Below are 13,432 nucleotides of genomic sequence, written 5' to 3' on the forward strand. Positions count from 1 at the left end.
AAGGGGATTTAAACCCCGACTGAAACTCAGCGGAGGCGGCAGCCTTTTGGAAACCAGTTAGGGCAAGAGCTATATTAGACCTCTTGCAAAAGTCCCTTAATACCCCACCCCCAGCCCCTCCCCGCCTGCGGGGAGGGGAGACAAAGCGTAGCTTTGGCGGGGTGGGGTTCTTTCTTATTTTTGATTTATGCAAGAGGTCTATTCTTAACTTAGTAAAGCTTTGCGTAAAAGCGTTTTTAATCCAAGCCAACGCATTAACAATCCAAGCCAACGCATTAGCAATCCAAGCCAACGCATTAGCAATCCAAGCCAACGCATTAACAATCCAAGCCGACGCATTAACAATCCAAGCCGACGCATTAACAATCTAAGCCGACGCATTAACATTGTTGTCGGGTATTACCAAATTTAATTTGCTACGAATTAATGAAATGCTGTACTTAGTAAAGCTTTGCGTTCTCAGTCTTATGGAATATAGGTTTTTGGTTTAGTGCAATTTCTGATAAAACAGATGTTGAACTGAATCTGGTGGGGCAAAATAGAAAACATGACGATTGAATCCAATTCCTCTAATCTACCAACCCCAGAACCAGACCCCGAAAACGATTCGCAACCAAATGACTTTGACGGTAATGCAACTGAGAAGAACCTGAATTCAGAAGTACTAGCGTCACAACAAGCACTAGCGGCGATCGCGTCTTTAAAATCTCCCCAATATACAACTGCATTACAACAAGCTCGTTCTGAAGTCAAGCAACCTATTACCAACCAATTCACAGTTAAGCCGAGGGCATTGCTGATTATTTTAATCGCGATCGCCATCACCTTTATTGGAATTATCCTCAATAACTGGATCGTTGGTATTATCGGAACACTGATAAGCTTGCTGTTATCCCTGGCGATATTATTGCCTTGGTTCCAAGAAGTTTTAGACGAGTGGTTTTCACCCCAAGAACGCACGCTATTTGTAGCCTTTTTGGGATTATTAGTAGCCATCATCGGCACAATCAGGTTCACAGGTGTAGGCGATCGCTTGCTTGTTTTGGGACGCCAAATTAACTGGGACATTGCTGGAACCCTAGCAGATTGGTTTGGCGCTTTGGGGCAAATTCTCATCGCTATCATTGCCGTTTACGTAGCATGGCGACAATATGTCATTTCCAAAGACTTGACAATTCAGCAAAACCTGCTAACAGTTCAGCAAAATATTATCACCCAGCAACAGACGATTGATTCCTATTTCCAAGGCGTTTCCGACTTAGTATTAGATGAAGAAGGATTATTAGAAGATTGGCCCCAAGAAAGAGCGATCGCAGAAGGACGCACTGCGGCAATTTTAAGTAGTGTCGATGGTAGTGGGAAAGCGAAAATTCTCCGTTTTTTGTCACGTTCCAAGTTGCTCTCACCCCTACAACGCGATGGCCGATTAGGTCGAGCCATTCTTGATGGGAGTGGCGGATATGCAGAAGACCGCCTTGAAGGTGTGCGCGTCATCGATTTAGGCGTAATGCTAGCCGCCGCAGACCTTTCTGGCACTGATTTGCGTTGGACTGATTTGAGCGAAGCTAATCTTGTCCGCGCTAATCTGGTCGGTTGTGACTTAGTAAAAGCTAACCTTTCTCGTACAATTTTATATAATGCTAATCTCAGTGGTGCTGACCTGAACGGGATTCGCCTATTCTACGGTTTACTGGAAAAAGCATCACCCCGCAGTCGGACTGAACGACCAGATTATGAAATCGGCGAACACACTGGCGCTGTAGTGGAAAATGCAGATTTTACGAATGTGCAGCGGATGTCTGAGTCTGCGCGTTGCTACTGTTGCGCTTGGGGTAGCGAAAAAACCAGAGGTACTATTCCTGGTGGTTGTGAAGGCATTCCCAATAAGTTGGGAAGATAATTATAAGACTAGATAAAAAATTAGTTAGCCGCATTAAAAATCTGCTGTGCAGTTAAATTTAATTGGGGAAAAATAGGTGATGAAATCGCGGTGTTACCTTGAAACGCGGTCATTTGATATTCACCATCAACTAATTCACATACAAAAATAGTGGGTTGTTTGGGATTGCCGATGAACTTTCTTGCACCCAATGCAGCATAATCAGCAATCCAATATTCGGGAATGCCCATTTCTTCATAATCCCTAAGTTTATTGTAGTAATCATCTCGCCAGTTGGTTGAAACAACTTCAATAACTATTGGAACCGATGCTGCTTGGCTTACTGTTGACTGTTTTTTAAAAAGCGGTTCATTGTCGAGATTATCAAGATTTAGCAGCAACACATCAGGCGAGTAAGTGGATTCGGCAGAAGGAGTTTTGACCAATACAGTTTTGGGTATAGTGTAGGGAAGATTCAGGCGATCAAACTCGACAGTTAGCTTACGGGCTATAAATCCTACAACTTTTTCATGCGAACCGGTTGGAGGCGGCATTTCAACAATTACTCCTTTGTGCAACTCATAGCGTTTTCCATCGTTGGGATACCATTCGATAAATTCATTGAAGGCGAGTAATTTGGGCAACGCTTGAGTCATAATCTTACCTCCATATCCGATCGAGAATCACAAAATCAGGTCTAAAGGCTGAATTTTCACCTAATGGTTTAATCAGGCATTTCATGGGAATAAACCAAAGCAAGTTGAGCAGATAAATTGCGATGTTGAGCTTACGATTAATTAACCCAGCTACCTGTTCATGAAGTCCAGTGGGTTCCAAGTCGATTAGTTATCCATCAATTAACTCGTAGCGTACATCATCCAGATAGCCAGCAACGAATGCCTCAGAGCTAAGATTGCTTATATTAATAGTGGCTGAAACCATCAAGATTTGTCCTTCCAGGTTCAGAACTAGAGCAGCAATACTTGCTCTTAATTATTCTAACTAGCTGTTTTATCTAGGTTCCAGTAATTCACACCTTCAGGAAGGGTAAGGATTTCAACGCCGTCTTCAGTTACAGCTAAGGTATGCTCGCATTGAGCAGAAAGCTTGCGATCGCGCGTTACCGCAGTCCATTTATCGCTGAGAACTTCGACTTCGTAAGTACCTTCATTAATCATTGGTTCAATGGTAAAAACCATCCCCGATCTGAGGCGCTTGCCCTTACCACGAGTGCCATAGTGGGGAACATCTGGCGCAGTATGGAAAATATTACTGATGCCGTGGCCAACGAAATCTCGCACCACAGAAAAGCCTTGTCCTTCAGCATACTCTTGAATGGCTGCACCAATGTCGCCAATGCGTGCCCCAGGTTTAACTTCAGCAATACCTAGACGGAGACACTCTTCTGTCACCTCTACCAGCTTTCTCGTTTTTGGAGAAGGAGTACCAACAAAAAATGTCTTGGATGTATCGCCGTGATAACCTTCAACAATGGGCGTTACATCAATATTAATGATGTCACCTTCTTTCAGGATTTGCTTGGCGTTGGGAATGCCGTGACAAATTACCTCATTTACACTAGTGCAAATCGATTTAGGATAACCCTTATAGCCAAGGGGTGCGCTTTTTGCGCCATGCGCTTGCGTCCAGCGTTCGGCTTCATCATTTAGTTCGAGAGTGCTAACCCCTGGTTTCACAAAGGGTTCTAGATGCTGAAGGAGTTTAGCAGCTAAACGCCCAGCTTGACGCATTTTCTCTATTTCTCGTTGGGATAAAATAACAATTAGTTCAGTTTTCATTAACTTTTATCTAAAGTATCTTTCATAAACATAGTTAACCCTGTCTGTGCAGCTCTTTGTGCAGTATCAGCAACCTTGAGGGTATACAAGCTTTCCTCTGGGGTAACGTACAAAGGAGTCCCGTCAAAAAGATGGTCTAACACCATACTCGTATCTTTGGCGAACAAACCCCGGCGAGGCCCAACCTCTATAGGTGTTGTTTCCCCTGGCTGGACGAATATTCCGGTGTCACCATCAAAAATTAAACCACCTTTTTCACCGTGAACTTCAAACTTGCGTTCTGATTGCCAAATACTTTCGCCTTTGCCGTACACTACTTGGGCTAAAAGTCCACTGTTAAAGGACAGTTCACTAGTGCAGAAACAAGTTCGGTAGTATTCCGGTTCTATTTCCCAATATCGCTGGTGACAGTTAACAGTAAATACTGTACCAAATAAATCGATGAGGCGATGTAGGCGAGACAGGGCCCCAATTAAGGGAAAGCCAAAAAACTCGTGGTTATAAGTCCATTTACGGGGTGCAGGATTTTGAGGATTGATGGTGCTGTAGCGAACATAAAACACCTCACCAATTTTGTCTAAGTTTTGCTTCAAAGCTTGATGCAAACCACCCAAAAGTTCCAGATGTTCGACGTGTAGGAGTTTTTGTTGTGCTTTGGCTAAGGCAATCAGTTCCTCAGCTTCAAATACATCCAACGAAAGAGGATACTCTACAATCACATGTTTGCCGTTGGTAAGTGCTGCACGAGCGATCGCACCATGATCTCGATTAATAGTGGAGATCGCTACTAGGTCTATATCTTCACGCTCTACTAGCTCTTGCCAAGTATTCAAGACTTCAATCTGGTACTCTCTGGCAAAGGTTTCGGTTTTTTCTCTTGTATGACCAACAACTGCGACTATATGCGATCGCTCATCGTGGAGCAATGCTTCAGCCCGAAACTTTGCCGCATACCCAGTACCTACCAAACCTACACGCACTTTTGCTTTTTCCAAAGCTGCCTCTGAATTATACATTATCCTTATTAGTTCTGTTCTCGATTTTCCCACGCTTCTAGTGGTGAGATTCTCTCTTCATGGGGTTCACCAGTCTAGACTCTACAACATTCGCCCTACCCCCTCAAGGGCAAATAAGACTTTATTTGCAGCTAGATAGAATTACGTGTACTCAAAAAGGAAGACTTCAAAATAAAAGCCCCTTTTTTACCCATAATGTTAGAAATTTGTCAATCAATGAACAAAAAAAATGGCAAAAGAAAAATTACATCTCTACTCCCGGATTTCTCACCACACCTCGAATGGAGGAGTAATGAGTAGTGAGTAAGGAGTAATGAGTCAGAATGTACAAGTTCTTGCACTGGTATTGCGCCTGTTGCTCTTTTACTTATTACTCATTACCCATTACTTATTACTCATCATCAAACGCTTCATAAGCTTGTGAGAAATGTGTACTGTTATGTTTCCTTCATTTATAACAGGCGCATTTAAATCAGATTAGAAAATGAAACAGCCCTATTTTTTAAAGGAGTTGGGGAATCTCTTCTACGTAAGTCCTACAAAATATCGGTAACATTAAACTTACTCATACTTACGTTTCCGGCATATAATTTTTTCTAATCACAACCTGACTAGGGTAGAAAATAATATAAAGAAAACTTATCGGGATTAAGTAACTAAATTTCATTACTAATCGGGTTCAATTTCCAGTTACATCGTTTAATTTTTCTCGTAGTATCAGAAATGAAGCAAATTTAAACCAGCGGCTAATTCCACAGAACAGCCGCTATCTTTGCCTTAAGATAACTTATACTGCCGTTTACAAAAGAGAGGATTACTCAATGCCAACTTATAAAGTGACACTACTCAACGAAGCCGAAGGTCTGAACCAAACACTTGAAGTTGATGATGATGTCTATATTCTAGATGCTGCCGAAGAAGCTGGTCTTGACTTGCCCTACTCTTGCCGCGCTGGTGCTTGCTCGACCTGTGCAGGTAAAATCACCAAGGGTACTGTCGATCAGGGCGATCAGTCATTCTTAGATGATGAACAAATAGAAAAGGGATATGTACTGACTTGTGTTGCTTACCCAACCTCTGACGTAACAATCGAAACTCACAAAGAAGAAGACCTTTACTAAGAGTTAAGCGACTCAAACTTGAACCTCTTGCAAGAGTTACTAATTTCGACAAGATAGAAGCAGAATATCTAGAGTTAACACCCTTGCAATGCAATTCCGTGTGTACCTCTAAAAGCGACTTTGACAAAAAGTCTAATTTTATGTTGGGCAGGAACACAGCAAATCTTGTGTTCCTGCTTAATTTTTTAAGTATGGAGTTTCCTATCTATATTTTGGCCTCTTTTTAACTCCCGACTCCTAGCTCACAGATGCAACTTGAATGCTAATAGCTCAAAGCTTAATTTCTTTGTTGAGAATTTGAATCTGAGTACCAGGATAGTAAAATTGGAGAATTTTTAGACTTGACCAACCTAGTTTTGCTAAATTTTGAGCGCCAGTTTGACTCAAGCCGACTCCATGTCCTAATCCACCACCAATAAAAGCGTATCCCCAGAGTTCAGATTTGCCTTTGTTCAGGGGTTCGATGTAAAAAAGCGTACTTGTAGGGGCTGCAAAAGCACTGCGAACTTCGTCTTTGTGCAAAATAAAGGTGCTGCGATCGGTTTTAACTGCAAGTTCAAGGATACGTCCACTCTGGCTTCGCTCCACTACTGCCATAGCCTGAATTGTCTTAAATTTGGCATGGGGACTGTTTTTCACGTGTAAAAATTTTTGCAAGTCCTTGATAATATCCTTTAAAGGGGTTTCCTTATGCCAACGAAACATATCCCACTTGCTTTCATTAAATCCTTGTTGCGTATTAATAAATTTCTGAAAATTCTTTTCATCTGCTAAATTCTGCTTAGACAAGTCCCAAAAATTAGTCGGAGCATCCAGTACAGGGCGCAGATAGGGACGATCTTCGCCATTCCAGACATCGCTAAAGGAAGCAGTGACGCCACCAGTGGTAGAAGAATACAGGGCGTCTACGAGTTCATTTTTATAAGTTAGTACTTTACCCCTAGTTGAGGCGATCGCTTGGTCTGTTTTGGCAGCTGCTCCCTTCAGCCCATAATAAACTTGGCAATGAGTATCAGCACACAACTGATAGTTATCTGCGGCAAACCTACGTAAATTTCTTAAGGCATAAGTCCGAGCGAGAATTGCCTGAGCTTCTAGCGCTGCTTTTGGTGCATCTGTTCCTATTTCGTAAGGCACAACCCCACGCAAATAAGTTTCTAAAGGTACTTGGTTAACGAGAGTGTATGTGCCATAAGCGTTTGGCTGCAAATTCAGTCGGCCGGCATAAAGACGAGCATTTTCTGGTTTCTCGCTTTTATTCACCCGAATCAAGTTTTTATCAGTGCTAATTTCCAAGTCATTCGGGCTATAGCGATTACCATCCACCACCCAACTCACTCGCGGCACTTTTTTCAAGACTTTAGTATCAAGATATACTTTTTCTTGGGTAGAAGCTTGGATGTTTTGTAATAACAAGCGTCGCAATAAAGGAGTGCTGTAAACATCTCGTTTAGCCCAAACCTGCCAGCGTTCTGGCTGGGCTATTTCCACTTCCATTCCCTGAGAACGCCATTTATTAGCACTATCTTCCGCAGTTTCAAAAGTGCGGTATGTGCCCAAAACTACTACTTCTTCGACTGCTAACTGGGGTAAAGCTTGCATGACTGTTTCCAGCTTTACAGGATTCTTAGTAAACAGGATTTGCTGCTTATTGCCCGTTTGAAATTTTAACCTTAAGCGATCGCCTTTGATGGGTTCCAGTTGTAGCTTGGCTGTGGCTTCGGCGCCAAATCGCTGCACAATCCCAATTTTCAGTTCTATATCCTGGATGTTGCTCTCAGGGCCTGATGCAGCAGTCAGTCCCAATAGACAAAATGTTGTCAGCACAGTGTGGGAAAAACGCCAAAACGAAAATTTCATGGCTACCTGATAGGGAAGCGATAGCGAGTACTCAAGCGTCTTCTGCCCCTTAATGCGTCGTTGGAGCTGATTTTCCAATTGCTTTGTAGCGCGGTTTTTTTGTCGCATGAATGCTCCAATGATACCATTACCAATTTTGCCCTAAATACTAGTTGCAAAACGAAGTCATAATGACTATGATTTATTTAGAGAGAAAAAACAGAACTAGTTGGATAAACTCTTTATGGTTAGAGTCCAAGAAATTCCATTAAATCAGATAAAACGGCCATTGCCTCGTACAAACGATCCAAAAAAAGTACAAGCCTTAATGGAATCGATTGCGGAGATTGGGCAGCAAGAACCTATCGATGTCCTAGAAGTAGATGGACAATATTATGGCTTTTCTGGTTGCCATCGGTATGAAGCTTGCCAGCGTTTAGGCAAAGAAACCGTTTTAGCCAGAGTCCGTAAAGCACCCCGTAGCGTTTTGAAGATGCACTTAGCATAGACAATGGGGATTGGGGACTAGGGACTGGGGACTGGGGACTAGGAATCAAGGGCTTAATTTTCTTGCCAATCCCCAATGCCCCATTCCCAATTTCCAATCCCCAATTACATATAACCTAATTAGGAGAAAATTATGTCATCGAAAGTAACAGTCAAAAATGTAAATATCGGCATTGACGAGGCAAGTAGGGCTAAAATTGCCGATGGTTTATCTCACCTGTTAGCTGACACTTATACACTGTATCTGAAAACTCATAATTTTCATTGGAATGTAACGGGGCCGATGTTTCAAACATTGCATTTGATGTTTGAGACCCAGTATACAGAATTAGCGTTAGCAGTGGATTTAATAGCCGAGAGAATTAGAGCGCTTGGCTATCCCGCACCAGGAACCTACAGCGAATACGCCAAACTGAGTTCGATTCCAGAAACTCCTGGAGTTCCTAAAGCTGTGGAGATGATCCGCTTGTTAGTGGAAGGACAAGAAGCCGTAGTCAGAACTGCACGATCTATTTTTCCCGTGATAGAGGAAGTTAACGACGAACCTACCGCCGATTTATTGACTCAGCGGATGCAAGTACACGAAAAGACAGCTTGGATGTTGAGAAGTTTACTGGAAGAATAGGGAATAGGGAATAGGGCATAGGGGGCAAAGAAAAACTTAATCGCCAATGCCCAATTCCCTTCAGGAGTGCTGAGTACTGAGTTGGAAATCTCACTTCTTTACTCAGCACGGGCTAAACCTTAGCTATCCCCTAACGGAACTCGGAACGGGCTAAACCTTAGCTATCCCCTAACGGAACTGTTTTGCCAAATGCCCAATATTAATTTCACCCAAAAGTTGCAAGATTTAATGCAGCAAGTAGGTATTTCTAGTTTTAAAGGGCTGAGTCGCGCTGCTGGCGTCTCAGAGCGTCAAATTTCGCGGTTACGCCAAGGAAAGTTAGAGCAGATGCGGGTGGATGTGCTGCTTAAGCTTTCGTCAGTGCTACAGATGCCATTGAATGAATTAATCACAACTTTTTCAACCGTAGAGTTATCACAAGAAAAAACAGCGCCAACTCAGGAATTGTTACAAGAAATTACAAATTTAAGAAGAGAGTACGATCGCTCACAGCTTCAATTAGAACAACAGCGAGAAATATTACTACAAGAACTCCAGCAGTCGACTTTGCAACTGCTGGAGTCTTTATTATTGCAATGGCCAACAGCAGCAAAGACAGCGCAGGAGAATCCCCAGCTAGAAGCAATCAAAATAGTACCGTTGGTGCAGAAACCCCTAGAAAAGTTTTTACAGGCGTGGGGAGTGGAAGCGATCGCCCCTGTGGGAGCAGAATTACCTTACGATCCCCAACTGCACCAATTGATAAAGGGAACTGCACAACCTGGAGAAACAGTTAAAGTACGCTACACTGGCTACCTTCAAGGTGAGAAGCTGCTTCACAGAGCCAAAGTGAGTCCTGTTTGAGAGAGTGAGGAGTTAGGAGTAACAAATTCACAACTCTTTACTTTTTGTATTGTCTGTCGAGAAATGACAGATATTGGGAATACTAAAATAGCAGAGGCGATCGCCTTCAGAAAACTTCTTTTAAAGCCTTAGTGTCGGTTCTAGCTTGCTTGGCGCTGTTGAAACCTAAATTTTTGGCTCTAGAGCGGTAGTCCAGAGGTAAATTATTTCAATTATGTAAGTAATTGGACATAAATAAATATAGATCCTAGTTACCATCATAAGTACTCAGGGAGGAAAAGCTACTGCTAAACTCGGTTTAGCTATGTATAGGCGTATCCCGCCGTAAGCGTTGTTGCAACTAGTACCGCAAGGCGGAAGTCAAAAGTTAACACTGAGCGACTTACCTTGACTTGTGCCGAGCGTTCGCGTAGCGTCTCGTAGAGAAGTCGAGGTAGCGCAGCCGAAAGGAGTCAAAAGTCAAAAGTCAAAAGTATTATGGAATAAGCTCTTTAGGGATTTTAAATGGTTGCTCTATTTACGCCGTGGCGTACTAGTTGAATTCTGAATTGTTTAATGATAGTTATTATCATGAGATTTATTAGAGAATCTCAGTTTTACAAAAATTTTTAGTAAATAATCTGAAAAGCAGTAACTTCAGCTTGTATGTAAGTATATATCTAAATCCATGAGATATAAGTAAGTCGGCGTTAAAAAATGAACATACATGACAATACATCAAATCAACGAACCGCTTATAAATTCGTCATTATAAGATTTTTACAAAACTAAATATACCAGTTGTTTCTCATGTCAACTTACTTAGCTCGTTTATTTATAATTGGTCTATTTCTAGTAAGAAAACTATACTGAATTAAGCTAATGATTTATTTTGATTACAAAAAAATAGACTCAAAATTTTATAATTAATCTTTATCTATCCCGATCAATTATTAATGATTACTCAATAAATAATCTTAAATTTTATTTTACAAGCATTTTTAAATGTTCTATAATGGCGAAATCAGAGAATTATTTACACAAATCAGAGTGACATAATGATGAGAGAACAAGTAAAAGTTATTAAGCTTAGTGGTAATTTGAACGCCACAACTTCACAAGACTTTCGACAAAATATCACTGATATTCTAGAAGGTGGTGCAAAAATTGTGTTAGTTGATTTTAAAGATGTAACGTTTATGGATAGTTCGGGTTTGGGAGCTTTAGTATTAGCTTTTAAAACCTTGCGTGCAGCGGATACTAAGCTTGTTCTCTGCTCAATTAATGAGCAAGTCAGAATATTATTTGAACTGACTAATATGGATAAAGTATTTGAAATCTTTCCTAGTCAAGATGCCTTTAATCAGGTTTTAGTCTCTAATACGTAATTAATCAAACTTCATTTGCAAAATAGATAAATCATCATCAAAAGCATCTTTGGAGTTCAGAGCGATTAAATAACTTAGTACGCGATCGAGTTGGTTATCAACAGGATCTTGTAAGCTAACCAGGAGCTGAATAAAAGCATCCAAACTCCAAAGTGTGCCGTCTGATTTAGTTATTTCATAAGCGCCATCACTAAAAATATAAAGGGTACTGAATTTTTCAATATTGCAAAACCCATCAAGATATTTTGCCTCTGGAAACATGCCAACTGGCATACCAGGGGTTTTCAATAGTTGAACTTCAGATTTTCTTGGAGATGTGCCGGTTACTAAAACTGCTGGTGGATGACCTGCGCTAGCATAAATTAACTGGCGGTTGATTCGATTGTAAACTCCGTACCAAATCGTAAAGTATTTGTCATTTTGATAATTCATCTGAAAAGTGTCATTTAAAGCCTTCAATACATCACTAGGTTGATAGTAATCAAGACCTTTGAGCGCACGAGAACGCAGTAGATTCAACACTGAAACAGAGGGAAGAGTAGCTTTGAGTCCATGTCCGGCGGTATCGAGTAAATAAATTGCCAGATAGTCATCATCGAGCCAATAGTAATCGAAACAGTCACCGCCGAGTTGTCGCGAGGGAATGAATCGGAAATTTATATTGAAGGGTTCGGTCATGGAAAAAGGTAGCAGCGATCGCACATATTCTGCTGCTTCTGACATTTCTGATTCTAGAAGCAACTTTTGAGCCTGCAAATCTCTACTCAACTGATGCAGGCGTAATCCCGCTCTTACGCGTGCTTGTAATTCATTATGCTCAATAGGTTTAGAGATAAAATCATCAGCACCAGCATCTAAACCTTTGACACAATCGGCAACGGAATCTAAGGATGTTAATAAAATAAAGAATGTGGTGAAAAATTTGGGGTCTGTCTTAATGCGGTGGCAAACTTCTAGTCCAGTCAACCCCGGCATGATCCAATCACAAATAATTAGCGCTGGACGATAAACTAGTGCCTTTTCTATTCCTTCCTCGCCGCTACTGGCAGTAACGACCTCATAACCCTGTTTTTCCAACATCCTTTTCAGGAGTATTTTTATTGAATGGTCATCATCAATTATTAGTATTTGAAACATATAAATTTTTTGAAAACACTCATTAATAATTTTTTGTCAAAATAGAAAATAAAAATATGATATGAGCTAATAAGCTAGTAGTATCAATACAGAGATGCTATAGCGCTTATCGTACCTTCTCCCAAGGGGAGACGGTAGCGCGAACAGAGAACTCGTAAAGTAGCCGCTACGCGTCTATGTATGCAATAGACTTTGACTCCTCTCTCTTTTTAAGAGAGAGTACCCTACGTTGTAGCAACAGGCGTAAGGAGTTGAGGGTTTGGTCTTTATTAGACTCAAATGAGAAGCACCATAACTCATTTCTATTTACTCATGGAATTTACGACTGTTTAACAGTCATAAAATATTATGGCGCTCCTAAAGGATTTAGCCATAAAAGAATGTTGCTTTTTAATTGGTTTAAGTCGCGGTATGCTTCTTGCTTAAACCATTGTCCTAAAGCATCAAAGGGGGAAAAAGATGTTCCTGTTTGCCATTTAATATCTTGACCTAAAGGTGTTGTATGATTTCCTGGTAAAGTTTGCGCTGTCACCATCTCATCAAAACGTTCTTGTAAGATTTTGGTTAAAGCTGCCGATTGATCGATGGTGTCATTACTAAATTTTATTAATAAATTGCGTCGGATATTGTAACTTTCTTGGACAAGTTTGTTAGTTTCTAACGGCGAGGGGGTAAACTCGATTTTAAAAGTAGAATTGAATTGTTCTACTAGAGGGATAGCTTCTTTCGCGGCGTAGTTGTTGAAGGATATTAAAATATTGCCTGCACGTTCTACTTTAAAAAGGCTACCAATCAGCAAGTGGAGTTTACAGCCCATACTGTGTCCAACGCCGTAGATGGGAAAGTAAAGCTTGCGTAATGCCCCAGAATCATGCAATCGTTCGAGGGTGCGGTCAAAGTTTAACAGCACGGATTTTGCGATCGCAGTATGATCCAATGTATTGACGAAAGGCGTAGCAATTACAACATAGCCTTTACTTGCCAGTTGTTCGAGTAACCAGCGATAAGTGATGTGCGGTGCAGTGGCGACAAATGCACCTCCTAAAAAATGAACGATACCTATGGGATTTCGGGGAATGATTACCCAGTTTCCTCTAATTTCTTTCCAGTCCATGTGGATAAGCGATCGCTTTACGATTATTCTTTATGTTAGACCGAGGATTGCAACCGTGGGAAAGATTATGGAAAAAAGCCATTGATAATCTCTGGCGAGTAGATTGGAAACCAACCCACCCAGCAGCGTCTATGGATTTATCAGAAGCACCTACGCTTTCTCCAACTCTTTCTAAATCACCATTA

At 41.2% G+C, this 13,432-nt stretch carries 13 protein-coding genes; 6 read left to right on the forward strand and 7 right to left on the reverse strand.

The window, feature by feature from the left end; genetic code table 11:
* Positions 1-547: 547 nt before the first annotated feature.
* Positions 548-1,900: a pentapeptide repeat-containing protein gene (locus V7K84_RS16140; protein WP_334839444.1), complete on the forward strand. Its 1,353-nt coding sequence runs from the start codon at positions 548-550 to the stop codon at positions 1,898-1,900.
* Between the two features lie 20 nt (positions 1,901-1,920).
* Here the strand turns inward: V7K84_RS16140 and V7K84_RS16145 are convergent, their stop codons facing one another.
* The 4 genes from V7K84_RS16145 to V7K84_RS16160 all read right to left on the reverse strand — a co-directional run bounded on the left by V7K84_RS16145 (position 1,921) and on the right by V7K84_RS16160 (position 4,694).
* On the reverse strand, positions 1,921-2,535 hold the full coding sequence (locus tag V7K84_RS16145; RefSeq protein ID WP_334839445.1) for a Uma2 family endonuclease: 615 nt from the start codon (positions 2,533-2,535) through the stop codon (positions 1,921-1,923).
* Positions 2,536-2,539: 4 nt separating this feature from the next.
* Complete coding sequence (locus V7K84_RS16150) at positions 2,540-2,716, reverse strand: hypothetical protein (protein WP_334839447.1); 177 nt, start codon at positions 2,714-2,716, stop codon at positions 2,540-2,542.
* A 161-nt stretch (positions 2,717-2,877) separates the two neighbouring features.
* Complete coding sequence (gene map / locus V7K84_RS16155; protein ID WP_334839448.1) at positions 2,878-3,678, reverse strand: type I methionyl aminopeptidase; 801 nt, start codon at positions 3,676-3,678, stop codon at positions 2,878-2,880.
* On the reverse strand, positions 3,678-4,694 hold the full coding sequence (locus tag V7K84_RS16160; RefSeq protein WP_334839449.1) for a Gfo/Idh/MocA family protein: 1,017 nt from the start codon (positions 4,692-4,694) through the stop codon (positions 3,678-3,680). The genes map and V7K84_RS16160 overlap by 1 nt, the downstream gene beginning before the upstream one ends.
* Positions 4,695-5,515: 821 nt before the next feature.
* Here V7K84_RS16160 and V7K84_RS16165 point away from each other — a divergent pair.
* Complete coding sequence (locus tag V7K84_RS16165) at positions 5,516-5,815, forward strand: ferredoxin (RefSeq protein WP_334839451.1); 300 nt, start codon at positions 5,516-5,518, stop codon at positions 5,813-5,815.
* A gap of 270 nt (positions 5,816-6,085) precedes the next feature.
* On the opposite strand, the gene V7K84_RS16170 is transcribed toward V7K84_RS16165, so the two are convergent.
* A complete protein-coding gene (locus V7K84_RS16170) occupies positions 6,086-7,783 on the reverse strand; it encodes a SpoIID/LytB domain-containing protein (RefSeq protein WP_334839453.1) in 1,698 nt (565 codons plus the stop codon).
* Positions 7,784-7,898: 115 nt separating this feature from the next.
* Between V7K84_RS16170 and V7K84_RS16175 the strand changes: the two genes are divergently transcribed.
* The 4 genes from V7K84_RS16175 (at position 7,899) to V7K84_RS16190 (ending at position 10,996) form a co-directional block, all read left to right on the forward strand.
* Entirely contained in the window at positions 7,899-8,162 is a 264-nt protein-coding gene (locus V7K84_RS16175; RefSeq protein WP_334839454.1) for a sulfiredoxin, read from the forward strand.
* Positions 8,163-8,294: 132 nt separating this feature from the next.
* Positions 8,295-8,786, forward strand: coding sequence for a Dps family protein (locus V7K84_RS16180; protein WP_292739190.1), 492 nt, complete (start codon positions 8,295-8,297; stop codon positions 8,784-8,786).
* Positions 8,787-8,975: 189 nt separating this feature from the next.
* Positions 8,976-9,629, forward strand: coding sequence for a nucleotide exchange factor GrpE (grpE, locus tag V7K84_RS16185; RefSeq protein ID WP_334839456.1), 654 nt, complete (start codon positions 8,976-8,978; stop codon positions 9,627-9,629).
* A 1,040-nt stretch (positions 9,630-10,669) separates the two neighbouring features.
* A complete protein-coding gene (locus V7K84_RS16190; RefSeq protein WP_334839671.1) occupies positions 10,670-10,996 on the forward strand; it encodes an STAS domain-containing protein in 327 nt (108 codons plus the stop codon).
* On the opposite strand, the gene V7K84_RS16195 is transcribed toward V7K84_RS16190, so the two are convergent.
* The gene (locus V7K84_RS16195; RefSeq protein WP_334839457.1) at positions 10,997-12,133 is read right to left on the reverse strand and encodes a PP2C family protein-serine/threonine phosphatase; all 1,137 of its coding nucleotides are present in this window, start codon (positions 12,131-12,133) and stop codon (positions 10,997-10,999) included. It lies immediately after the preceding gene.
* A gap of 346 nt (positions 12,134-12,479) precedes the next feature.
* The gene (locus V7K84_RS16200) at positions 12,480-13,247 is read right to left on the reverse strand and encodes a DUF1350 family protein (protein WP_334839459.1); all 768 of its coding nucleotides are present in this window, start codon (positions 13,245-13,247) and stop codon (positions 12,480-12,482) included.
* Positions 13,248-13,432: the final 185 nt, after the last annotated feature.

It is taken from the genome of Nostoc sp., from assembly GCF_036917315.1.
Lineage (GTDB): Bacteria > Cyanobacteriota > Cyanobacteriia > Cyanobacteriales > Nostocaceae > Nostoc.

Coding starts and splice junctions, on each gene's coding strand:
- grpE (WP_334839456.1), top strand. CDS start 8,976: ATGCCCAATATTAATTTCACCCAAAAGTTGCAAGATTTAATGCAGCAA.
- map (WP_334839448.1), bottom strand. CDS start 3,678: ATGAAAACTGAACTAATTGTTATTTTATCCCAACGAGAAATAGAGAAA.
- V7K84_RS16200 (WP_334839459.1), bottom strand. CDS start 13,247: ATGGACTGGAAAGAAATTAGAGGAAACTGGGTAATCATTCCCCGAAAT.
- V7K84_RS16165 (WP_334839451.1), top strand. CDS start 5,516: ATGCCAACTTATAAAGTGACACTACTCAACGAAGCCGAAGGTCTGAAC.
- V7K84_RS16145 (WP_334839445.1), bottom strand. CDS start 2,535: ATGACTCAAGCGTTGCCCAAATTACTCGCCTTCAATGAATTTATCGAA.
- V7K84_RS16140 (WP_334839444.1), top strand. CDS start 548: ATGACGATTGAATCCAATTCCTCTAATCTACCAACCCCAGAACCAGAC.
- V7K84_RS16195 (WP_334839457.1), bottom strand. CDS start 12,133: ATGTTTCAAATACTAATAATTGATGATGACCATTCAATAAAAATACTC.
- V7K84_RS16190 (WP_334839671.1), top strand. CDS start 10,670: ATGAGAGAACAAGTAAAAGTTATTAAGCTTAGTGGTAATTTGAACGCC.
- V7K84_RS16160 (WP_334839449.1), bottom strand. CDS start 4,694: ATGTATAATTCAGAGGCAGCTTTGGAAAAAGCAAAAGTGCGTGTAGGT.
- V7K84_RS16170 (WP_334839453.1), bottom strand. CDS start 7,783: ATGCGACAAAAAAACCGCGCTACAAAGCAATTGGAAAATCAGCTCCAA.
- V7K84_RS16180 (WP_292739190.1), top strand. CDS start 8,295: ATGTCATCGAAAGTAACAGTCAAAAATGTAAATATCGGCATTGACGAG.
- V7K84_RS16175 (WP_334839454.1), top strand. CDS start 7,899: ATGGTTAGAGTCCAAGAAATTCCATTAAATCAGATAAAACGGCCATTG.